Consider the following 20620-nt stretch of genomic DNA (forward strand, 5'->3'; position numbering starts at 1 on the left):
CGCTCGCTGAGGTGCTGTGCCGTAGGTTCCAGATCCCGAGCTTGCGTCGGCCTGTTACAACTCCTGCTCGCAAGGGATCTCGGTCAGTTCCGGATCTGTTCCGATCCATTGCCACTGAGGTGTGGCGCCGAGTATCAGCAGGACGGCGGCGTGGTGGTGAAATGGGTGCGACTGCAGCGCACGCAATCTCTCGCGGTCGTCTTTCAATGCTTTGATGGACTTCTTGATCTCCACTGCTAGCAGGTTCGACTCATTGTTACCCCGGACATGGATCACCAGGTCGGGTCTCTTCCCGATCCGGCCTTCCCTGAGGATCACTTTCGGTTCTGTACCTTCGCGGTCGTACTCCGAATCTACGCGCAGCTTGCTGTCTGGGCGTTCGATTGCATTCGCAAGGAACAGGCCGATCCGGAATCCGAGAGCTTGTTCGTGAACGTTGTAATCGATCAGTTCGCGCTCATCACGGTCGAGCGCCAGAGTCGCACGGTGGAGTAGTGCACGGACTTCCTCGTGAGTTGGGTAACCGTCCTGGACGCGTTTCCTATCACGAGACTCGATAGTTGATCGCGGTACTCCGCCGCTGGATACACTCACGTGCTTCGAAGTTCCTGCCGCCAAGCGGCGAATCGGCGGCGCATGGCATCGGCGACCTTTGATGGTATGCCGTACTCCGCGAACGCGTCGTCGGTGATCTGGGTGAGTGCGCCCAGTGCATCGGCAAACAGTTCAACGTTGAAACCGCTGTCGGCGTTCTTGGCCAAGTCGAGCAGTTGGTCGTAGTCATATCGGCCGCTGGTGATCACGGCGTCGATGTCCAGGAAGTCACGGGGTAGTGCCCGCCCGAACAGTGCGCACATTTTGTTGGCGACGGCGGCATCAGGGTGAAGGACTGGCCCGATGTCGAGCATGACGGGCGGGTGGGCTCGCCAGTCGGCCGACATCTCGAGTTTGTCGGGTTCGTGGTTGGGTTCTGCCGAGTGGTGAATCAGCTGGCGTGCGAAGGTTTCGCTGGTCATGGCGGTGGTCACGGCAAATCCATGCTGTTCGAGAGCATCGACGACGGCTTTCACAGCGGCGGGGAAGTCGGCTCTGCGATGCCAATCTGTGAAGAGGTCGACGTCGCCGCTCGGTCGGTTGCGCCCATGCCGTGGGCTCGGATCGCATAGCCGCCGGCTAACGCAAATCCGTGATCGCCCGCGACAGACAGGGCGATCTTCGTGAGTTGACGGTGGCGTGGCTCCACGCGACTATGCTGACGCCAAGCGGCTGAGTTCAGCAAGTTCAGGAAAGTTGGATTCCCAGGCGCGCCTGGTTGCTGCGGGTAGCCAAATGTAAGACCAAAGTTGTTTGAGCACCGCTTGATTGAGATAAGTGTGCAGATCGCTCGGGCTCATGGCCTCGTTGATGACCGCGCGGTAGAGATCGACGATTCGACCTGGCCGGTCCAGGTCGTAGTCGGCCTTACCCGACCAGTCGAGGTGGCTGGGAAGGCGCACGATCCCACTGGTAGGGCCTTCGAGGAGCCGCAGATTCTCCGGGGTCACGACAGGCTTGCTGTACTTCCTGTCCGGCATCGCCTGCTCCTCGTCTGGTCTGTTGGCCTCGTAGCAAGCCTACCGCGCTCGACGGCTGTTGATCAGCGCTCCTGGCCGCTCAGAACATCTGTAAACGGGGCATGGGTGAGTCGCTGGGATTGCTATCGCAACGTTAAGGCGTCCCCATGCATCATTTGGAGACTTTCACCGGCTTAACACGGCCATTGCAACGATAAGCAACGGTAGAGCTTCGTGCGGTACGTGCTGTGTCGCGAGCATACGAATCGCCGGGAGTGGCGGTAGGGTCCAAATAGGTAGATCTCGGTCTGGATTGGCTATGCCACCCGCGCAGAGGAGCCTCACATGACGTCGCCCTATGATCCCGATCGACCCGGTGAGCAGCATGGGGAGGGGTATGAGCGGTATCCCTCGCAAGGGGAGCCGTATTACTCGCAGGGGGAGCCGTATTCCGGGCAGGGGCCGGGGTATGAGGAGCCGATGGGGTTTACCGCTAGTAACGCGGTGACGTTCGCTTGGCGGCGGTTCAAGGCGAATCCGGTGCCGTGGGTCGGGGTGACGGCGCTGTTCGGGATCCTGCTCGGGGTGATCACCGGGGCCACCGGGGGCTTCGACACCGAGGCCGACACGACCGGGATGCTGAGTTTGAGTGCCTTTCTGACCTGGCTGCTGACCACCCTGTTCTGGAATGTGTTCACGCAGGCGGGGCTGGCGGAGGTGGCGGGGGAGCGGCCGAACCTGAACCGGTTCACGACGTTGAAGAATTTCGGGCCGTTCCTGATCGCCGCGGTGGTGCTCGGTGTGCTCGGGGTGATCGCGCAGCCGCTGGTGGGGGCCGGGAATCTGCTGCTGTCGCTGATCGGGGTGATCTGCGCGATCGCGGCGCTGGTGGTGGCGTTCCTGTTGCAGTGGACCTACCTGTTCATCATCGATCGCGACATGAGCGCGCCCGACGCGATGCGCGCCAGCGTCGACGGGATCAGGGCCAATATCGGCCCGATGCTGCTGCTGACGGTCACGCTGGCCGCGATCAATGTGCTGGGCGCGCTGCTGTGCGGGCTCGGCCTGCTCGTCACCATTCCGCTGGCGGTCATCGCCTCGGCCTGGGCTTACCGGACGCTCACCGGCGCTACCGCGAAATAGGAAGCACAGCAACAGCTTTCGCGAAATCCGAGGCGGGACGGCGCGGGTTTTTCCGCACCGGGCGCCGTCAACGATGGGTCGTGCCCCGGGCCGACCGGGTAGCATCCGAGCAAACCGCCCGGAAGTTCGAAGAGTTGCACGGATCTCCGCCTGCGCTCGAGGGGAAGGAGAGATACGTGCTGGAACCTGGTGATGTATTCGCCGGTTACACCATCGAACGGCTGCTCGGCCGGGGCGGAATGGGCTCGGTCTACCTCGCGCGGCACCCGCGCCTGCCGCGCCAGACGGCGCTGAAACTCCTCAGCCGGGAACTCTACGAGGACGAGGAGATCCGCGCCCGCTTCGAGCGCGAGGCGGATCTCGTTGCCCAGCTGGATCATCCGAACATCGTCACGGTGTTCGATCGCGGTCTCGAAGACGAGCAGCTGTGGATCTCGATGCAGTACATCGATGGGATCGACGCCTCCTCGGTGGATCCGAAGAAGCTGCCGCCGCAGCGCGCCGCGCAGATCGTCGCCGAGACCGCGGCCGCCCTGGATTACGCGCACCGGATGAACGTGCTGCACCGGGACGTGAAGCCGGCCAACATCCTGCTGGCGCGGGGCAGCGGCCGGGAACGCGTGCTGCTCACCGATTTCGGCATCGCCCGCCCGCGCGAGGACACCAGGCAGCTCACCCAGACCGGAACCTTCACCGCCACCCTGGCCTACGCGGCGCCCGAGCAGCTGACCGGCGCGAAGCTGGACGACCGCACCGATCAGTACTCGCTGGCGTGCAGCCTGTACTGGCTGCTCAGCGGGTCGGTGCCGTTCGAGTCGCCGCACGCGGCTGCGGTCATCCAGGGGCATCTGCAGCAGCCGCCGCCTCCGGTGAGCTCCAAGCGGCCCGATCTGCCGCAGGGCCTGGACCAGGTGCTCGGCCGGGCGCTGGCCAAGCGGCCCACGGATCGTTACGGCTCGTGCGTGGAATTCGCGGCCGCGGTGCAGCGGGTGCTCTCCGGCGGTGCGGGGCACCGGCCCTCGACCGGTCCGACGCCGATGCCGATGCAGGTCGCCGCGCACACCCCGCATCCGATGCCGATCGCGCAGCCGAACAGCGGGCAGCACTCCCAGCCGCAGGTGCCCTACCAGCGGCCGCACACCGGAAACCAGCTGCCCGCAACGGGTTACGGCCAGCAGGGCGGCTATCAGCCGGGTTACCAGCAGGGCTACCGGCCGCAGCCGAACCAGGGCATGGCCTCGAACATGAAGATCCTGCTGGGCATCCTCGGCGTGGTGGTGGTGCTCACCGTCATCGCCCTGCTGTGGGCGCTGGCCGCCTAGCGGTTCTTGGCCGGACGGTTGCTCGCCGCGCGGCGCTCGGCCTCCTTGGCCTTGACTCGCTCGGCCTCCTCGCGCACCGCGACCAGGTTGGCGCGCTCGCGGGTCAGCCACTCCGGCGGGTCGGCGAGCAGGGACTCGATCTCGGCGGCGGTGAGCGCGTCGACCTCCGCGCGCTGCAGGCCGCTGTTGGAGATGCCGAGCTTGCGGGCGGTGACGTCGCGCGGGAACGGGCCGGTGCGGCGCAACTCGGTCAGCCACTCCGGCGGATCGTTGCGCAGCGCCTCGAGCTGGGCGGGCGTGAACGTGGAATCGCGGAACGATTCGGGCGTCGCCGGAAGGTAGATGCCGAGCTTGTTCGCCGCCGTCAGCGGCTTCATCGTCTGCGAATTCTTCTCCTGGCTCACCGGGCCAGCATAGTCACCGCTATCCGGGGTGCTGCACGGGCGACCCCGTGACCGTGCAATACGCTTGATCGAATGAGCCGGTTCTCCTCGATCGACGTCGTGCACCTGCGCTGGTTCGTCGCGGTGGCCGAGGAACTGCATTTCGCCCGGGCCGCCAAGGCGCTGCGCATTTCGCGGCAGCGCCTGAGTCAGACGGTCATCGATCTGGAAGCCGAGCTGGACACGAAACTGTTCGTGCCCGGCGCCTCGCCGACCCAGCTGACCGACGACGGCCGGGAACTGCTGGCCGCGGCGCGGGAGCTGATCGTGCAGGCCGACGCCGCGGGCCAGGAGCAGACCTCGGACCGGCCCGCCGCCCTGCGGGTCGGTTTCGTGCCCGGCGTGACGGTGTCGAAGTGGACCCGGATCTGGGCCGAGCGCTTCCCGGAGACGCCGCTGGAGGTGATCGCGCTACCGGCCGCCGAACAGTTGAGCGCACTGCGCGAGGGCCGGGTCGACATGTGCTTCGTGCGGCTGCCGATCGACCGTGACGGGCTGAGCGCGATCCCGCTCTATCGCGAGCTGCCGGTGGTCGTGGTGCCCAAGGAGCATCCGATCTCGCTGTTCACCGAGGTGGGCCTGGCCGATCTCGCCGACGAGAAGATGCAGGACGGCGGCGATATCGACGGGGCGGCGGTGCTCTTCGAAATGGTGGCGGCGGGGGTCGGGCAGGTCGTCGTCCCGCATTCGATCGCGCGCCTGCACGCTCGCCGGGATCTGGTGTACCGCACCGTCACCGACGCTCCGGACACCGAGATCGCGCTGGCCTGGCCGACCGCGCACACCTCCGATCTGAGCGAGGAGTTCGTCGGCGTCGTGCGCGGGCGCTCCGAGCGCAGCTCGCGGTCGCCGTCGGGGCACGCGGAGCCCGCCCGGAACTCCGGCGCGGCAGCGAAATCCGGCGCGGGAAAGAAATCCGGTGCGAGCAAGAAGCCGACTGCGGCGCGCAAGTCCGGCACGGCCGGCAAACCGGCGGCGACCAAGAAGAAGCCGCTCAAACGCCGCGGTCGCTGACCCGCGCGGCGAGGCGGTTGTCGGCCGGGCTGCGTATGCTGGACGCACTCGCGGAAAGGGCAGGCCGCGGGTGACATTCGCACACATCGTGGGCGGGTCCGGTCACGGTGCGGGTGGGAGGGAGCTCCGATGGAGTCGACCATCTTCGAGGCGGCGGCGCTGGATATCCGGGTGCTCGGGCCGGTGCGGCTGCTGATCGGCGGCAGCGAGGTTCCGGTACCCGGGGTGAAGCTGCGCGCCCTGCTGGCGATCCTGGTGGTCAACCGGCGGCGCGCGGTGCCGAAAACCGCTCTGGTGCAGGCCATCTGGGAGAACGATCAGCCGGCGCGCTCGGTCGACGGGCTCTATGCCTACGTCTCGAATCTGCGCACGGTGCTGCGCGGCGCGGGCGTGGACGATCGGGCGGTGCTGCGCACGGTGCCCGCCGGGTATCTGCTCGAGCTCCGCGACGAGCAGTGCGATGTCGGCCGTTTCGAGCAGGCCCGCACCCAGGGCGCGATGGCCGCGGCCGCGGGCGATTCGGCCGCCGCCGCCCGGCATTTCGCGGCGGCGCTGGCGCAGTGGAGCGGCGAACCCGTGGCGGGCCTGCACGAATTGCGGTTCGCGGGCAACTTCGCCACCGACATGGCCGAACGCCGGCTCAACGCGCTCGCCGATCGGCTCGAGGCCGATATCGGCTGCGGCCGGGCGGGCGCGGTGATCGGTGAACTCACCGCGCTCACCGCCGAGCATCCGGTCAACGAGCGGCTGTGGCGCTTGCTCATCACCGCGCTCTACCGGGCGGGCCGCCAGGCCGACGCGCTCGCCGCCTGCCTGCGCATCCGCCGCAATCTGGCCGACGAGCAGGGCATCGATCCCGATCCGCGCACCGTCGCGCTGGAGGAGGCCGTGCGCGGGCAGCGACCGCTGCACACCGAGGGCGCGCGCCCCGGCGCGACCACCCGGGAGGCTCCGCAGATCCGCCGCCGGGCCTGGCTGCGCGTCGGCGAGCACGACCCGGTGCCGATTCCGCCGGCGGGCCTGCGCATCGGCCGCGCGCCGGACAACGACGTGATCCTCGACGACAACCGGGTGAGTCGCAAACACGCCCGCATCCTGCATCGGGAAGGCGGCGTGTTCATCCGCGATCGGGATTCCGCCAACGGCGTCTACGTCAACGGCGCGCCGATCGGTGCGGACACCGCGCTGTCGGACGGTGATGTCATCCGCGTCGGTTCCACGACCTTGCGGTTCGAGTTGCACGCGGAGCGACCGGTCGCTCCGTAATCGAGAGCCGCGCCTCATCGCGTTTCGGGGGCTCGACGACGGGTATCAGCCCACCATCGGTCATCGAAGCGGAAGAGGTTGTCGGTCAGTGCGTCGCGAGTCGGCTGGTTACGGATCGAGCACATTCCTTGGCAACGTCAGCAACCGTCTGGCAATCTTCGTGCAAGCTGCTTACGCGCGCACACTTCGGGGCCCGCACCATCGCCTTTCCGACTTCCGAATCAAGGGAGACCGATCATGAAGCGATTCACCACCCTGCTAGCGACCGTGGGCCTCTTATCCGGCGGCACCCTGGCGGTCCAGGCGCTCGGCGCCGGCGCCGACGGCGGTCCGCTGCCCTTGATCATGGAAACCTCGAACAGTCGCATCGTGTCGCACACCGAGCAGTCCGACGACCCGGCGCCGCGGCCGCAGGCCGAGCAGCCGATGCCCGGCGTGCAGAATCCGCTTCCCGACGCCTGGGGCCTGCTCTACCGCTGACCCCGCCCGCCGTGCGTCAGTAGCCGGCCGGCAATGCCGTCATCATCTCCCGGGTCACCGCCACCGCGTTGTCGGAACTCCCGCCCTGCACCAGCAGCGTCGCGAACGCGATATCCCCGCGGTATCCGACGAACCACGAGTGCGATCCACCATTCGCCTCGGCCTCCCCGGTCTTGCCGTAGACCTCGCCCTGATCGGCGATCCGTTCCGCGGTGCCGCCGGTGACCACCTTGCGCATCATGGTTCGCAGCCCCCGCACCACCGCCGGGTCGATCGGGGGCGGCGCGTGCTCGATCGTGGTCTCGCGACCGGCGATCAGATAGGGCACCGGCACCGAGCCGCGCGCCACGGTCGCCGCCATCAGCGCCATCCCGAACGGGCTGACCAGCACCCGGCCCTGGCCGATGCCGTCCTCGGTGCGCTGCACCAAACCCTCTGCGGGCGGGACGGTTCCCGTGATGGTGGGAATGCCCACCACCGTGTAATCCGGTCCCACGCCGAGCCCGGCGGCGGCGTCGTGCAGCGCGTCGGGCGGCAACGTGCTGGCCAGCTTCGCGAACGCGGTGTTGCAGGACCGTTCGTAGGCGGCGCTCATCGGGGCGTCACCGATGGTGAACAGGTTGTAGTTCGGGATCATGCGCTCGCCGATGGTGATCCGGCTCGGGCACGGCAGCACGGTGTCGGGGTCGGCCGAGCCGTTGGCCATGGCCGCCGCCGCGGTGACGGTCTTGAACACCGAGCCGGGCGGGTAGGCCCCGATGGTGGCGACCGGGCCGTCCTTGTCCGCCGCCGGGTTCTGCGCCACCGCGAGGATCGCGCCGGTGGACGGGCGCAGCACCACCATCATGGTCTGTTCCTGGCGCGCGTCCACCGCGCGCTGCGCGGCGGTCTGCACATTGCGATCGATGCTCAGCGCGAACGAGGGCGCGGGCTGGGCCGGCACCTCGGTGAGCACGTCGGTCTCCATGCCGTTGGCGTTGCGCGTGACGACGCTCCAGCCCGACTTGCCGTCCACCTCCGCGATCACGGTGGTGCGGATCTGCGACATCAGGTCGGGGGCGAACCAGCGGTCGGTCGGGAGCAGATCCCACTGCTCGGTGACGCGCACGCCGGGCAGGCCGGTGAGATCCTCCCGCACGGCGTCGAACTCGGTCTCGCTCAGGTCGGCCACGCGGTAGGCGCCCTCGGTGTCCTGCGCCCTGTCGCGGATCGCCTCGGCGGTCAGCTTCCAGTCGAAGCGCCGCAGCGCCGAGGACAGCACGATCGACACCCAGCCCGGGTCGGGCGCCTCGGCGGCGGTGAAGGTCACCCGGGAGACCTTGCCGGGGACCAGCACATCGCTGCCGGACTGCTCGTTCACCCGGGCGCGCGGGGCGGGCGTGACGTGGAACTGCATGGTCTGGGTATCGCCCAGCTTCGGGTGGATGTCGGCGGCGGTCCAGCGCACCCGCCAGCGGCCCTCGCTGCGGCCCAGTTGCAGCTGGCCGGTGTAGGTCCAGACCCGGTCCTTGGGCAGCCGCCAGCGGTAGGTGTAGTCCACGGTGCCGGCGTCGCCGTTGATCCGGACCGCGCCGGTGTGCGCGGTGAGCTCCTCGGCCTCGAGCTGGGACCAGGCCGAATCCATTGCGGCGGCGGCCTGCTCGGGCTCGCTGGTGAGTTTGGCCGCGCGGGTCAGATCGCGTTCGGCGAAGGCCGTGACGAACGCCTCGGCCGCCTGGACCGGTCCCTTCGGGCCCGTCGAGCATCCAGCCGCCGCGACGGCGATCGCGATGATCGCGGGCAGAATGAGCAGACGTGTCGATGACATCGGCACGAATGTTAGCGCTCACGATCAGCAAACTTAAGTGGCGCACCGTAAGACGTTAGTTGGTCAATCGAGCAACACTGTGGCGAAGGTGGCGATCTGCCGGAATCCGATGCGGCCGTAGGCCCGCCGGGCGACGGTGTTGTAGTCGTTGACGTAGAGGCTGGCGGTGCGGCCCGAGGCCACCACGGCGTTGGCGATGGTCGCGGTGCCCGCGGTGCCGACTCCGTGGCCGCGCCGATCCGGGCGCACCCACACGCCCTGGATCTGGCCGGTGCGCTTGGACAGCGAACCCACCTCCGCCTTGAACACCACCTCACCGTCCTCGAAACGCGCCCAGGCTCTGCCGGATTCGATCAGGCTCTGGATCCGTCGCCGGTAGCCGCGCCCGCCGTCGCCGGATCGCGGGTCGACGCCCACCTCCTCGATGAACATGGCGATCGCCGCGTCGAGGTAGCGTTCCAGCTCGTCCGGGCGAGCCCGGCGCACCAGCGGATCCGGCGTGACCAGCGGGGGCTGGCCCAGCGCGAGCAGCGGCTGGTCGCCGCGGAGCTCGCGTTCCGGGCCCCAGCGGACGGTGAGCAGCTCCCACAGCGGCAGCGCGAGCTCCTGGCGGCCGACCACCGAGGAGGCGACGCGCGGCCAGCGGGCGGCGCGGTCGGCGAAAGCGCGCAGCGCGTCCGAGCCGCCGCGCAGCGGCACCAGGTTGGCGCCGGAGAAGCACAGCGATTCCGAGGGCGCGCCGCGGCTCCACAGTTCGCCGTGCCCGGACCGGCTGTCGAGGCCGAATTCCTGCAACCGCGCGGCGACCATGCACGAGGCCACCGGATCGGCATCGAGCACGCGCAGGACCTGAGCCAGGTCACGGTTCGCGAGCTGACGGGCCGGAACGTATTTCGCCCGGCGCGCCGGCTCCAGCAGACTCCGCACATCGACAGCCTGCCACGTAGCGGGCCCGTCTGGTACGGCTATGTGAAAACGTGACTCAGCTGACGGTTACCGTCGGCTCACCGGAGGGCACGTCGTCCATCTCCTCGGCCAGGCGCATGGCCTCTTCGATGAGGGTTTCGACGATCAGATGCTCGGGCACGGTCTTGATGACCTCGCCCTTGACGAAGATCTGACCCCGGCCGTTGCCGGAGGCCACGCCCAGATCCGCCTCGCGGGCCTCACCGGGACCGTTGACCACGCAGCCCATGACGGCCACGCGCAGCGGCACCTCCATGCCCTCCAGCCCGGCCGTGACCTCGTTGGCCAGGGTGTAGACGTCGACCTGGGCGCGCCCGCAGGACGGGCAGGACACGATCTCCAGCTTGCGCGGGCGCAGGTTCAGCGACTGCAGGATCTGCCCGCCGACCTTGACCTCCTCGGCGGGCGGGGCGGACAGCGAGACCCGGATGGTGTCGCCGATGCCCTCGCCGAGCAGCGCGCCGAAGGCGACCGCCGACTTGATGGTGCCCTGGAAGGCCGGACCGGCCTCCGTCACGCCCAGGTGCAGCGGGTAATCGCACTGGGCGGCCAGCTGGCGGTACGCCTCGACCATGACGACCGGGTCGTTGTGCTTGACCGAGATCTTGATGTCGCCGAAGCCGTGCTCCTCGAACAGCGAGGCTTCCCACAGCGCGGATTCGACCAGCGCCTCGGGGGTGGCCTTGCCGTACTTGTCCATCATTCGCTTGTCCAGCGAACCGGCGTTGACGCCGATGCGGATCGGAATGCCTGCCGCCCCGGCCGCTTTCGCGACCTCCTTGACGCGACCGTCGAATTCCTTGATGTTGCCGGGATTGACGCGCACGGCGGCGCAGCCGGCGTCGATGGCGGCGAAAATGTACTTGGGCTGGAAGTGGATGTCGGCGATCACCGGCAGCTGCGACTTGCGCGCGATGGTCGCCAGGGCGTCGGCGTCTTCCTGCCGGGGGCACGCCACGCGCACGATGTCACAGCCGGAGGCGGTGAGTTCGGCGATCTGCTGCAGGGTGGCGTTGACGTCGTGGGTTTTGGTGGTTGTCATCGACTGGACCGAGATCGGGGAATCGCTACCGACGCCGACATTGCCGACCATGAGCTGACGGGTCTTACGTCGGGGCGCGAGAACGGCGGCCGGTGCGGCCGGCATGCCCAATCCGATTGTGGTGGTCACTTTCGGCTGCCTACTTTCCTGCGTTGACGTGCTGGCCGTTCGCCTCCCGAGCTTAGTCGGGCAGGCGTGGAGGAGCTGTGTGAGGACGGTGACATGGTGGTGAAGCAACCCCTGGCGAGGGTACCGGGATCAGGGGAACAGCTTCACCGGATTCACGATGTCGGCGGCCAGGGTGAGCAGCATGTACGCGCCGCCGATGACCACCGCGACGTAGGTCAGGGGTAGCAGTTTCAGGTAGTCCACCGGGGCGCCGGGAGCCAGGCCCTTCCAGCCGCGCAGGGTGTTGCGGATCTTCTCGTAGAGCACCACCGCGATGTGGCCGCCGTCCAGCGGCAGCAGCGGCAGGATGTTGAACGCGCCCAGGAAGAAATTCAGGCTGGCGAGCATCAGGATGAACACGCTCCACAGCCCGCGCTCGGCGGTCTCGCCGCCGATGCGGCTGGCGCCGTACACGCTGACCGGGGCCTCCGGATCGCGCTCGCCGCCGGTGACCGCCTCCCAGAGGGCGGTGACCTTCTGCGGCATCTGCATCAGGGACTGGAAGGTGCGCACGAACATGTCGCCGGTGAAGCTCGCCGAGGCCGGGATCGCGGCCAGCACGCCGTACTGCACCGGCTCGTAGAAGTCGCGGCCGACACCGACGGCGGAGACCTCCTTGCCGGGCTCGCCCTCCTTCGCGTACCGGACGGTGCGCTGTGGAGTGACCGGGATGGTGAGCGTCTGCCCGTCGCGCTCGACGGTGTAGGTGAACGGGCCGGTCTGCTTCTGGGTCTCCTCCTGGAACTGCTTCCAGGTGGTGACCGGCACGCCGTTGACGGCCTCGACCACGTCGCCGCGCTGCAGGCCGGCCTGCTGGGCCGGGCCCGCGCCGGTGCACTCCTGCAAGGACAGGTCCGGATTCATGGTGGCGACGCAGCCCATGCTGCCCAGCGCCGTCTCCGGCGGCTGATCGAAGCGCGGGAGGCCCCAGCCGATCGCCAGCACGACGATCAGCAGGAAGCCGAGCAGGAAGTTCATCGCGATACCGCCGGACATCACCAGCAGGCGCTTCCAGGTGGCCTGCCGGTACATGGCGCGATCGAGATCCTCGGGGGCCAGGTCGTCCAGGGCGGTCATGCCCGCGATATCGCAGAAACCGCCGAGCGGCAGGGCTTTCAGGCCGTATTCGGTCTCACCGCGCCGGAAGGAGAACACCTTGGGGCCGAAGCCGACGAAGTAGCGCCGGACCTTCATGCCGGTGGCCTGGGCGGCCCACATGTGCCCGCACTCGTGCAGCGCCACCGAAATCGTGATGCCGAGGGCGAACAGCGCGAATCCCAACGCGAACACCATGTGTTTGACAGCCCTCCTGCGGTACGGATCTCGTCCACGCGTCGCGCAGACGTCCCCGGCGGGCCGCGCGCACCCCGACCACAGTAACCGCAGCCGGATATTCCCTCACGCGTCAGTCTGCCAGGCTCCGCTCCGGCCGCGCGCCGGAGTGCGGTTTCGGCGTGCTCGGGCTCACCGCGCGCTGACAAGCCCCCTGGCGTACTCGCGGGCCCAGCTGTCCGCCGCGAGCACCTCGGCGAGGGTGCCGGGTTCGGCGCGCCAGCGGTCCGCGGCCTCGACCGCGCGGGCCACGGTCCGGACGATGTCGGGGAACCGGATGTGGCCGTCCAGGAACGCCTGCACCGCGATCTCGTTGGCGGCGTTGTAGACGGCGGTGACGCTGCCGCCCGCCTCGCCGGCCTGCCGGGCCAGGTCGACGGCGGGGAACACGGTGTGGTCGACCGGTTCGAAGGTCCAGGTCGAGGCGGTGCCGAAATCGCAGGCCGCGGCCGCGCCGGGCACCCGGTCCGGCCAGCCCAGGGCCAGCGCGATGGGCAGCTTCATATCCGGCGGGCTGGCCTGGGCCAGTGTGGAACCGTCGGTGAAGGTGACCATCGAGTGCACGATGGACTGCGGGTGCACGGTGACGTCGATGCGGTCGTAGGGGACGCCGAAGAGGAGGTGCGTCTCGATCAGTTCCAGGCCCTTGTTCACCAGCGACGCCGAGTTCAGCGTGTTCATCAGGCCCATGGACCAGGTCGGATGTGCTTTCGCCTCGGCCGGATTCACCGATTCCAGCATCTCGGTGCTCCAGCCGCGGAACGGGCCGCCGGAGGCGGTGAGGACCAGGCGGTCCACCTCTTCGGCGCGGCCGCCGCGCAGGCACTGCGCGAGCGCGGAATGCTCGGAGTCGACCGGCACGATCTGGCCGGGGGCGGCGGCGCGAGTCACCAGGGAACCGCCCGCGACGAGGGACTCCTTGTTCGCCAGCGCCAGGCGGGTGCCCGATTCCAAGGTGGCCAGCGTCGGTTCCAGCCCGAGCGAGCCGACCAGCGCGTTGAGCACCACGTCGGCCTCGGTGCGGCGCACCAGTTCGGTGACCGCGTCCGCGCCGCCTAGTTCCAGGTCCAGCGCCTGCGCGGCGGCCGGATCGGCGACCGCCACATTGCGGGTACCCGTCGCCGCCATCTGCTCCGCCAGCAGCGCGGTGTTGCCGCCGCGCGCGGCCAATCCGACGATCTCGAACTTGTCGGGGTTGGCGGCGATCACCTCGAGGGCTTGGGTACCAATGGATCCGGTGCTGCCGAGCAGCAGGACTCTCACGATGTCGGACACGAACCTCATTGTGGCCTACTCGAGACCACGGCCACTGGCCCGGCCGACTTCCAACGACAGTCCGTCGTATGTCACGATATCCAGCATTAGCCCCCGTACCCGCGCGGTACCTGAAGCAGCTGAGGAGCGATCGTGGCCGCCACGGAACTGGAAACCACTCACGCCGAGCGTCCGGTCGTCACCCACGTCGACACCGCCGAGGTGCCGTCGGCCGCGTGGGGCTGGAGTGGCGAGTCGCCCCGCACCTTCCGCATCGCGGGCGTGGTCGTGGCGCTGGCGCTGCTGGGCATGCTGTTCGAGGGGCCGCAGGGCAGCTCGTCCGGTTCGGGCAATGTCGGCTACATCTTCCTGATCGGCTTCGCCGGGCTGCTGGCCGTCATCCTGATCCGTGACGCGTTCACCCGGAACAAGCCGCGGTAGCACCGCTTTCGTTCGTCCGCTTCGCCGCTCCGGATCGTATCCGGGGCGGCGAAGCGCGTTTCAGGCCGCGCGGTGCAGCGTGGCCGCCAGGTGGTGCCGCAGCGGTTCGCCGACCGCCGCCATCCGCAGCGTGTAATCGATGGTGTCGCCGGCGACGCGCAGCGAACGGCCCAGCGCCGTCACCGATTTCGCGGTGCTGGACAGGCCGATGCTGGTGGAGTCGAACTCCATCCGCAGTTCGCCGTCTTCGACGGTGAGGCCGCCCTCGCAGATCTCGGTGATGCCGGTGGGGTGGGCCAGGATCAGTTCCAGCTGGTTCGGGCGCGGGCAGCGCAGGTAGCCCGTTTCGGCGTGCATCGGCCGGCTGCCGTCGGCGGCGCGGGTGCGTTGCCGGTAGGTCAGGAACGGGCGGCCGAGGTGCCCGAAACTGATCTCCTCGACGTAATCGAACGGGGAGATCGTCGGGTATTCGCCGTGCCCCGCGCCGCGCCAGGTACCCAGCAGCGGCGCCAGCGGGGCGATATCGGGGTGCAGTGCGACGGCAGGCTGAGGTTCGACCACGGCCGACAGCTTAGGCCCGCCCGCGCGAGGCCGGTCGGATACTCCCCGATTCGCGTCTCAGTCTTGGTCGGTTCCGAGCCCGCCCGAGCGGCTCGCCCACCGCTGTGACCAGCCCCAAACCGCCTCCAGCGCCGACCCCAGCTCCCGCCCGGCCACCGTCAGTTCATAGGTCTTGTCAGGGTTCTTCTCGATCAGCCCGGCGACCATGTGATCGTCAATTACCGGGAGAAGCGCAAGCGGGCCGAGGCGATCGCCGCGGATATCGTGGCGCGGGGCGGTAGTGCGTCGGTCGTGGGTGCGGATCTCGCCGATCCGGAGTCGGTGCGGGGGTTGGCCGACGGGATCGCGGCGGAGTTCGGGCGGCTCGACGTGGTGGTGCTCAACGCGTCGGGTGGGTTGGAGCGCGGGGCCGCGCCGGGGTACGCGATGGCGCTGAATCGCGATGCGCAGGTGCGGCTCGTGCGGGTGGTGCTGCCGCTGCTGCCTGTCAACGGGCGCATCGTCTTCGTGACGAGTCATCAGGCGCATTTCTTCGGGCGCAAGCCGGTTCCGGAGGAGTATGTGCCGATTGCCGCCAGTAAGCGGGCCGGGGAGGATGCGCTGCGGGCGATGATTCCGGAGCTGGGGGCGCGTGGGGTGGGGCTGCGGGTGGTGTCGGGCGACATGATCGAGGGGACGATCATCGTGCGGTTGCTGGGGCGGCGGGATCCGGGAGCGGTGGCGGCGCGTAAGGGTTTCGGAGAACTGCCGAGCGTTGCCGAGTTCGCAAGGGCGGTGGCCGATGCCGCGACGGAGGCGGGGGAGTCCGGGCGGACGGTCTACGTCGGTGGCGCGGACTATCTCGATGCTGCGCGGTTGCTGCCGGGTGATGCCGGGGTGTAAACCGGCCTGTGCGCGGGTATTTCGCCGATCTTGGGGTGCGGGGCGGACATTCGGGGGACCATGAGGTTGTCCGCTTCCGTGAGCGGCGCTGGTCAGGGAGGGTCTAGTCAGTAGTTCGGTGGTCGGTGGGAGGCCGATGGGATGACGGCTTGTGGTGACAGTTGGATGGTGCCCGGCAAGGAGCTGCTGCTGGCGGCTTGCCGGGGTTTGCCCCACGATGATCATCCGATGTTGGACGCGGCTGGAGAACTCACGCAGCTGCACCTCATCCGGGAACGCACGCCGGTGTGCGAGATGGCGAAAATCGACCGGCGGCGAACACAATTGGTGCGCTCGATCGACCGCTGGGTGACGCTCGCCACCCCGGTGCCGCTGGACAGCGAGTACGTGCATTTCGAGTCCGTCGGGCAGGTGGTGGATCGGCTGGCCGAGTTGACATCCCAGGCCATCCCGCTGGCCCACGCCCCGGATCCGGTGTTCTACGACACCTGGCTGCGGGTCGGTGAAACGGCCGACGCCTACCAGGATTTGGTGGACGGGCTGTGCGCCGGCACGCGGCGCCCGCCGAACCGCGGCTACTGGCTACCGGCCGACTCGCTCGAGCGCCCGGCGAGCAATCGCTAGCGGCGGCCGAACAGCCGCAGGCCGCGCCCGCGGCGGCGCGGCAGTGTGGCGTACACCATGGTCATGTCGGCGAACACCTCCGCTTCCTGTTCCCGGTCGGCCCCGAATTCGGTGCGGCCCAGCACATGCTGCACCGACAGCGAGGGTAGGAGCGCGGCCAGGGTGGGCGGCAGCGGCGTGGCCGGCTCGGCTTCGCCCTTGCCGTGCCCGAGCAGCATGTGCCCGATCTCGTGCAGGATGATGTGCTCGGCGTTGCGGTCGGTGGCGGCCGCGTCGTAGACGATGATGTCGTCGTGCTTGCGGGCTACCCACAAACCTTTTCCGCGACAGCCTTTTTCGGCCAGCATCTCCGCCGGGACGGGACGCAGCGAGATGGAGCGCCCGCGGTACGCGGCGACATCGGCGAGGTACGCGTTGAGATTCCACGGATTCGGTAGTGGCACTGTCCGGGTCGCGTCACCGAAGCGGGCTTCCATGCTGGTCATCGGGGCACACATTACCCACCCGTAGGCGAGTCGTCACGTCCGCGACTGTTCGCTGCGCGCACCGGAAAAGCGCAGCACCAGATAATTGATCAGCCACAGCCCGACGCCGATCGCGAGCAGCACGCCGGCGATCGCGTACTGCTCCGGATTGCGATCGGTGTAGGGCGTGACGAGGAAGCCGCAGGTGAGCGCGCCGATCACCGGCAGCACGGTGGGCGTGCGGAAATGGTCGTGCTCCACCGGATCTCGGCGCAGCACCAGCACCGCGACGTTCACCACGGTGAAGACCGCGAGCAGCAACAGCGCGGTGGTGCCGCCCAATTCGGCGACCTGGCCGACGAAGAAGATCAGCCCGAGCGCGAGGGCGGTGGTGAACAGGATCGCCATGTGCGGGGTGCGGCGCGCGTGGTTGACGGCGCCGATCGGGGCCGGGATCACCCGCTGCCGGGCCAGCCCGTAGAGCAGGCGGCTGGCCATCATCATGTTGATCAGCGCGGTGTTGGCGACGGCGAACATGGAGATGATGGCGAAGATGTGCGTCGGGAAGGCGGGCGCGCCGATCTCCACGACGCGCAGCAGGGGAGTGTCACCCTCGGCGAGCTGGTCGACCGGGACCAGCGCGACCGCGGTGATCGCGACGAGCACGTAGACGAGCACGGTGATCAGCAGCCCGGCCAGCAGCACCTTCGGGAAGATCCGGGACGGCTGCTTGCACTCCTCGGCCATGTTCACCGAGTCCTCGAAGCCGACCATGGCGTAGAAGGCGAGCGTGGTCGCCACGATGACGCCGCCCACGGCGCTGCGATCGCCGGTGTCGAACTCGGTGATGCGGCCGAAATCGCCGTTGCCGAAGCCCAAGGCCCACAGGCCGATTCCGATGACGATCAGCAGGCCGGTCAGCTCGACGCAGGTGAGCAGCACGTTGAGTTTCACGCCCTCGGAGACGCCGCGCAGATTGATCGCGGCGACGAGCAGCATGAACGCCAGCGCTACCAGGGTGAGCCCGATCCCGGTGCCCAGGTCGAAATCGAAGGCTTCGCCGAAGTTGGCGGCGAAGGCGCGGGCCGCCGTGGACGCGGAGGTGATACCGGAACTCATGACCGCGAAGGCGACCATGAAGGTGAAGAAGTGGATGCCGAAGGCCTTGTGCGTGTACAGCGCCGCGCCCGCGGCCTGCGGGTACTTGGTGACCAGCTCCAGATAGCTGAAGCCGGTGAGCAGCGCGACCAGGAACGCCACCACGAACGGCACCCAGACCGCGCCGCCGACCTCCTGGGCCACCTTGCCGGTCAGCGAGTAGACGCCGCTGCCGAGGATGTCGCCGACGACGAACAACAGCAGCAGGCCCGGGCCGATCACCCGTTTGAGAGACGGTTGCTCGGGGCTGGACTCAGCGGTCACATCGGCCATGAGGGGCGCTCCTCCGTACGACATCCGGATTCAGGAGGCTACCCGGTTCGCTCCGAAACTATGCGCAGGTCACCGACTTTCGTGTCGGAGCCGCTACATTTCCTCGATCGCCTGCTCGATCAGTTCCGCGGAGTCGCGCGGGCTCAGCGCCATGGCGCGCAGTTGATCGAAGATGACGCCGAAGCGGCGGATCTCGGCGTGGCCCTCGATGAGTTCGTCACCGGCGATGCCCTCGACGTACACCAGCTCCGGATCCTCCGGCTTGGGGAAGTCGACCAGCGTGAACGAGCCGGCCATGCCCGGATGCGCACCCGCCCGGAACGGCAGGATCTGCAGGATCACGTTCTTGCGCTTGGCTTCGGTGAGCAGCTTCTGCAGTTGGCCGCGCATGGTCTCCGGGCCGCCGACCTTGCGCCGGATGGCGGCCTCGTCGAGCACCACCCACAGCTCCAGCGGATCTTCCTTGCTGAGCACGCGGGCGCGTTCCATCCGCGCCTGGGCGCGGCTCTCCATGATGGCGGCCTCGGCCTTGGGCATGGCGGTGTCGATGACGGCCACCGCGTACTGCTCGGTCTGCAACAGGCCGGGGATGAACGAGGTCTGATAGTGCCGCGCGGAAAGCGCCTCGGCCTCGAAGTTGATGTAGGCGGCGTAGACCTCGGTGAGGTTGCTCTCCCAGGGGCGCGACATGCCGGGCTTCTGCGCGTCGGTCAGCAGATCGAGCGCGTATTTGCGCCGGTCCTGTTCCACGCCGTACAGATCCAGCAGGGTCATCAGGGTGCGGCGCTGCGGGCGCGCCTGCGCCGCCTCGATGCGGTACAGCGTGGTGACGTTGATGCCCGTCTTGCCGCTGACCTCTTCCTTGCTGAGCCCGACCTGCTCGCGCATCTCGAACAGCAACGCGGCCAGGCGGCGCAGGCCCGCGGTGAGAACGGTGCGCTTGCCAGCCATCTTCAGATCCTTTCCCCGTGCGCCCCCGCGGAACGCACCACCGATACGCCCATGCAACCGTAAGAGCCCCTCCAGTGCAGCAGATTCGCGCGAGAATGGGGGGCTTATCGGCTGAGCGTACCCGGGGTCAGGGCACCGTGACCGGGTGGTCGCAGCTGGCGGGCGGATCGACGAGCCCGCACTCGGAGGGGGCGCGCACCGGCGTGTAGCCGGCGCGGACGCCGCCGGCCCGGATGATCCGGCGGTAGGCGTCGACGGCCTCGGTGGGCCGGCGGGTCAGCTGCGGGTCGGTGCGCACGTCGACGGTGTAGAGCCCGAAACGGGGCGCATAGGAACCCCATTCGTAGTTGTCGGTGATGGACCAGTAGTTGTAGCCCATCAGCCGGATGCCGTCGGCCTTGGCGCGTTGCAGCCAGTAGACGGTGTCGCGCAGGTGGTCGGCGCGGGTGTAGCCGGCGTGGACACCGTCGTTGCTGGGGACTCCGTTCTCCACGATCCACAGTGGCTTGTCGGGGAACATCTGCGCGTAGTGGCGCAGCGCGTAGTAGATGCCCTCGGGGCGGACCGGCAGGTCCCACATGCCTTTCGGCTCGGCGACCGGCACGGCCGCGCCGTCGTCGGGTTCGTGGCCGAAGTAGTAGTCGACGCCGACGAAGTCGAGCCGGTCGCGGATGCGCTCGATGAGCGGCCCGTTGACCTCCTCCTCGGCCCCGGCGACGTAGCCGACGTTGGCGGTCACCATCGCCTCGGGCTGCACGCGGTGGATGTAGTCGTAGATGTCGTTGTGCACCCGCGCGACCGCGTCGAGCATCTGGTTCGGGTCGGTCTGGTTCTGCCGGTGCTCGTGCATGACGTAGGCGACGGGCTCGTTGACGGTGACCCACACCGGTTTCCGCGACGCGAAGCGGTCCACCACCATGCGCGCGCTGGCCAGCCACTGCTCGGCCATGCCCGGGCTGTTCCAGCCGCCCTGGTCGGCGACCCAGCCGGGGTACACCCAGTGGTCCAGGGTCAGCATGGGGTGCATGCCGGCGGCGAGGATCTCGTCGACGACCGACTCGTAGAAGGCGAAGCCGTTCTCGTCCCAGCTCTCGGGCGTGGGCTGGACGCGGGCCCATTCGATGCCGACGCGGAACACCTTCGCGCCGAGGCCGGCGGCGAGGGCGATGTCGTCGCGGTAGCGGCTGTAGAAGTCGACGGAGTCGCCGTAGCGATCCCATTCGGGGTTCTTGTCGATGTAGCGCAGCCAGTTGGAGTCGGGTGCGTGGCCCTCGGATTGGAATCCGGAGGCCGCCACGCCCCAGAGGAAGCCGGCGCCCAGCGGGCCCTCGGCGCCGGTGGCGGGCGTGGCCGAGGCCGTGGCGACGGGCAGCAGCATGCTGGCGGCGGTGAGTCCCGCGAGGGTCAGGCGGTGCAGCCGGGTGCGCATCGAGCCTCCTCCGGGACGGGTGCGGGGTGATCCCCGTACCGGAGAAT

23 protein-coding genes are annotated in these 20620 nt (G+C 68.6%); 8 read left to right on the forward strand and 15 right to left on the reverse strand.

Annotated features, from left to right (window positions below; genetic code table 11):
• Positions 1-54: 54 nt before the first annotated feature.
• The 3 genes from AB0I43_RS36815 to AB0I43_RS36825 form a co-directional block, all read right to left on the reverse strand.
• Entirely contained in the window at positions 55-594 is a 540-nt protein-coding gene (locus AB0I43_RS36815; protein ID WP_356978879.1) for a hypothetical protein, read from the reverse strand.
• Positions 591-1184 (reverse strand): nucleotidyl transferase AbiEii/AbiGii toxin family protein, encoded by a 594-nt coding sequence (locus AB0I43_RS36820; protein WP_356979098.1) that lies wholly within the window; start codon positions 1182-1184, stop codon positions 591-593. Before AB0I43_RS36820 ends, AB0I43_RS36815 begins: the two co-directional genes overlap by 4 nt.
• Positions 1185-1247: 63 nt before the next feature.
• Positions 1248-1574 carry a hypothetical protein gene (locus AB0I43_RS36825; protein ID WP_356978881.1) on the reverse strand — a complete coding sequence of 109 codons (327 nt, stop codon included), beginning with the start codon at positions 1572-1574 and terminating at the stop codon, positions 1248-1250.
• A 459-nt stretch (positions 1575-2033) separates the two neighbouring features.
• Between AB0I43_RS36825 and AB0I43_RS36830 the strand changes: the two genes are divergently transcribed.
• Together AB0I43_RS36830 and AB0I43_RS36835 are read left to right on the forward strand one after the other, a co-directional pair.
• Positions 2034-2696, forward strand: coding sequence for a hypothetical protein (locus AB0I43_RS36830; protein ID WP_357433502.1), 663 nt, complete (start codon positions 2034-2036; stop codon positions 2694-2696).
• 176 nt (positions 2697-2872) lie between these two features.
• A complete protein-coding gene (locus AB0I43_RS36835; protein WP_357433505.1) occupies positions 2873-4018 on the forward strand; it encodes a serine/threonine-protein kinase in 1146 nt (381 codons plus the stop codon).
• On the opposite strand, the gene AB0I43_RS36840 is transcribed toward AB0I43_RS36835, so the two are convergent.
• Complete coding sequence (locus AB0I43_RS36840; protein WP_357433507.1) at positions 4015-4422, reverse strand: DUF5997 family protein; 408 nt, start codon at positions 4420-4422, stop codon at positions 4015-4017. The genes AB0I43_RS36835 and AB0I43_RS36840 overlap by 4 nt on opposite strands.
• Before the next feature lie 72 nt (positions 4423-4494).
• Here AB0I43_RS36840 and AB0I43_RS36845 point away from each other — a divergent pair, with 72 nt between their 5' ends.
• From AB0I43_RS36845 to AB0I43_RS36855, 3 genes are all read left to right on the forward strand, one after another.
• A complete protein-coding gene (locus tag AB0I43_RS36845) occupies positions 4495-5475 on the forward strand; it encodes a LysR substrate-binding domain-containing protein (protein ID WP_357433508.1) in 981 nt (326 codons plus the stop codon).
• A 129-nt stretch (positions 5476-5604) separates the two neighbouring features.
• Complete coding sequence (locus AB0I43_RS36850) at positions 5605-6741, forward strand: BTAD domain-containing putative transcriptional regulator (protein ID WP_356978891.1); 1137 nt, start codon at positions 5605-5607, stop codon at positions 6739-6741.
• A gap of 237 nt (positions 6742-6978) precedes the next feature.
• The gene (locus tag AB0I43_RS36855; RefSeq protein ID WP_356978893.1) at positions 6979-7221 is read left to right on the forward strand and encodes a hypothetical protein; all 243 of its coding nucleotides are present in this window, start codon (positions 6979-6981) and stop codon (positions 7219-7221) included.
• Between the two features lie 16 nt (positions 7222-7237).
• On the opposite strand, the gene AB0I43_RS36860 is transcribed toward AB0I43_RS36855, so the two are convergent.
• From AB0I43_RS36860 to dxr, 5 genes are all read right to left on the reverse strand, one after another.
• Positions 7238-9028, reverse strand: coding sequence for a penicillin-binding transpeptidase domain-containing protein (locus tag AB0I43_RS36860; protein WP_357433510.1), 1791 nt, complete (start codon positions 9026-9028; stop codon positions 7238-7240).
• A gap of 63 nt (positions 9029-9091) precedes the next feature.
• Entirely contained in the window at positions 9092-9955 is an 864-nt protein-coding gene (locus AB0I43_RS36865) for a GNAT family N-acetyltransferase (protein WP_357433512.1), read from the reverse strand.
• 55 nt (positions 9956-10010) lie between these two features.
• Positions 10011-11165, reverse strand: a complete 1155-nt coding sequence (gene ispG, locus AB0I43_RS36870; protein WP_357433514.1) for a flavodoxin-dependent (E)-4-hydroxy-3-methylbut-2-enyl-diphosphate synthase — start codon at positions 11163-11165, stop codon at positions 10011-10013.
• A 129-nt stretch (positions 11166-11294) separates the two neighbouring features.
• Positions 11295-12497: a M50 family metallopeptidase gene (locus AB0I43_RS36875; RefSeq protein ID WP_357433516.1), complete on the reverse strand. Its 1203-nt coding sequence runs from the start codon at positions 12495-12497 to the stop codon at positions 11295-11297.
• Positions 12498-12668: 171 nt separating this feature from the next.
• Positions 12669-13811, reverse strand: a complete 1143-nt coding sequence (dxr, locus tag AB0I43_RS36880) for a 1-deoxy-D-xylulose-5-phosphate reductoisomerase (protein ID WP_357433518.1) — start codon at positions 13809-13811, stop codon at positions 12669-12671.
• A gap of 132 nt (positions 13812-13943) precedes the next feature.
• Between dxr and AB0I43_RS36885 the strand changes: the two genes are divergently transcribed.
• Positions 13944-14231: a DUF2631 domain-containing protein gene (locus AB0I43_RS36885; protein ID WP_356978905.1), complete on the forward strand. Its 288-nt coding sequence runs from the start codon at positions 13944-13946 to the stop codon at positions 14229-14231.
• A 60-nt stretch (positions 14232-14291) separates the two neighbouring features.
• Here the strand turns inward: AB0I43_RS36885 and AB0I43_RS36890 are convergent, their stop codons facing one another.
• Positions 14292-14801: a peroxynitrite isomerase gene (locus tag AB0I43_RS36890; RefSeq protein WP_357433562.1), complete on the reverse strand. Its 510-nt coding sequence runs from the start codon at positions 14799-14801 to the stop codon at positions 14292-14294.
• 48 nt (positions 14802-14849) lie between these two features.
• The gene (locus tag AB0I43_RS36895) at positions 14850-14999 is read right to left on the reverse strand and encodes a hypothetical protein (protein ID WP_357433520.1); all 150 of its coding nucleotides are present in this window, start codon (positions 14997-14999) and stop codon (positions 14850-14852) included.
• Between AB0I43_RS36895 and AB0I43_RS36900 the strand changes: the two genes are divergently transcribed.
• Together AB0I43_RS36900 and AB0I43_RS36905 are read left to right on the forward strand one after the other, a co-directional pair.
• Positions 15000-15674 carry an SDR family oxidoreductase gene (locus AB0I43_RS36900; protein ID WP_357433522.1) on the forward strand — a complete coding sequence of 225 codons (675 nt, stop codon included), beginning with the start codon at positions 15000-15002 and terminating at the stop codon, positions 15672-15674.
• Positions 15675-15902: 228 nt separating this feature from the next.
• Positions 15903-16298, forward strand: coding sequence for a hypothetical protein (locus tag AB0I43_RS36905; protein WP_356978910.1), 396 nt, complete (start codon positions 15903-15905; stop codon positions 16296-16298).
• Here the strand turns inward: AB0I43_RS36905 and AB0I43_RS36910 are convergent.
• The 4 genes from AB0I43_RS36910 to AB0I43_RS36925 form a co-directional block, all read right to left on the reverse strand.
• Positions 16295-16783 (reverse strand): hypothetical protein, encoded by a 489-nt coding sequence (locus tag AB0I43_RS36910; RefSeq protein WP_356978912.1) that lies wholly within the window; start codon positions 16781-16783, stop codon positions 16295-16297. The two genes, AB0I43_RS36905 and AB0I43_RS36910, sit on opposite strands and share 4 nt — an antisense overlap.
• A gap of 33 nt (positions 16784-16816) precedes the next feature.
• Positions 16817-18193 (reverse strand): APC family permease, encoded by a 1377-nt coding sequence (locus AB0I43_RS36915; protein WP_357433524.1) that lies wholly within the window; start codon positions 18191-18193, stop codon positions 16817-16819.
• Between the two features lie 93 nt (positions 18194-18286).
• The gene (locus tag AB0I43_RS36920; RefSeq protein WP_356978916.1) at positions 18287-19144 is read right to left on the reverse strand and encodes a helix-turn-helix transcriptional regulator; all 858 of its coding nucleotides are present in this window, start codon (positions 19142-19144) and stop codon (positions 18287-18289) included.
• A gap of 127 nt (positions 19145-19271) precedes the next feature.
• Positions 19272-20573 carry a family 1 glycosylhydrolase gene (locus AB0I43_RS36925; protein ID WP_357433526.1) on the reverse strand — a complete coding sequence of 434 codons (1302 nt, stop codon included), beginning with the start codon at positions 20571-20573 and terminating at the stop codon, positions 19272-19274.
• Between the last annotated feature and the right edge of the window lie 47 nt (positions 20574-20620).

Origin of the sequence: Nocardia sp. NPDC050435 (assembly GCF_040655395.1) — a bacterium.
Lineage (GTDB): Bacteria > Actinomycetota > Actinomycetes > Mycobacteriales > Mycobacteriaceae > Nocardia.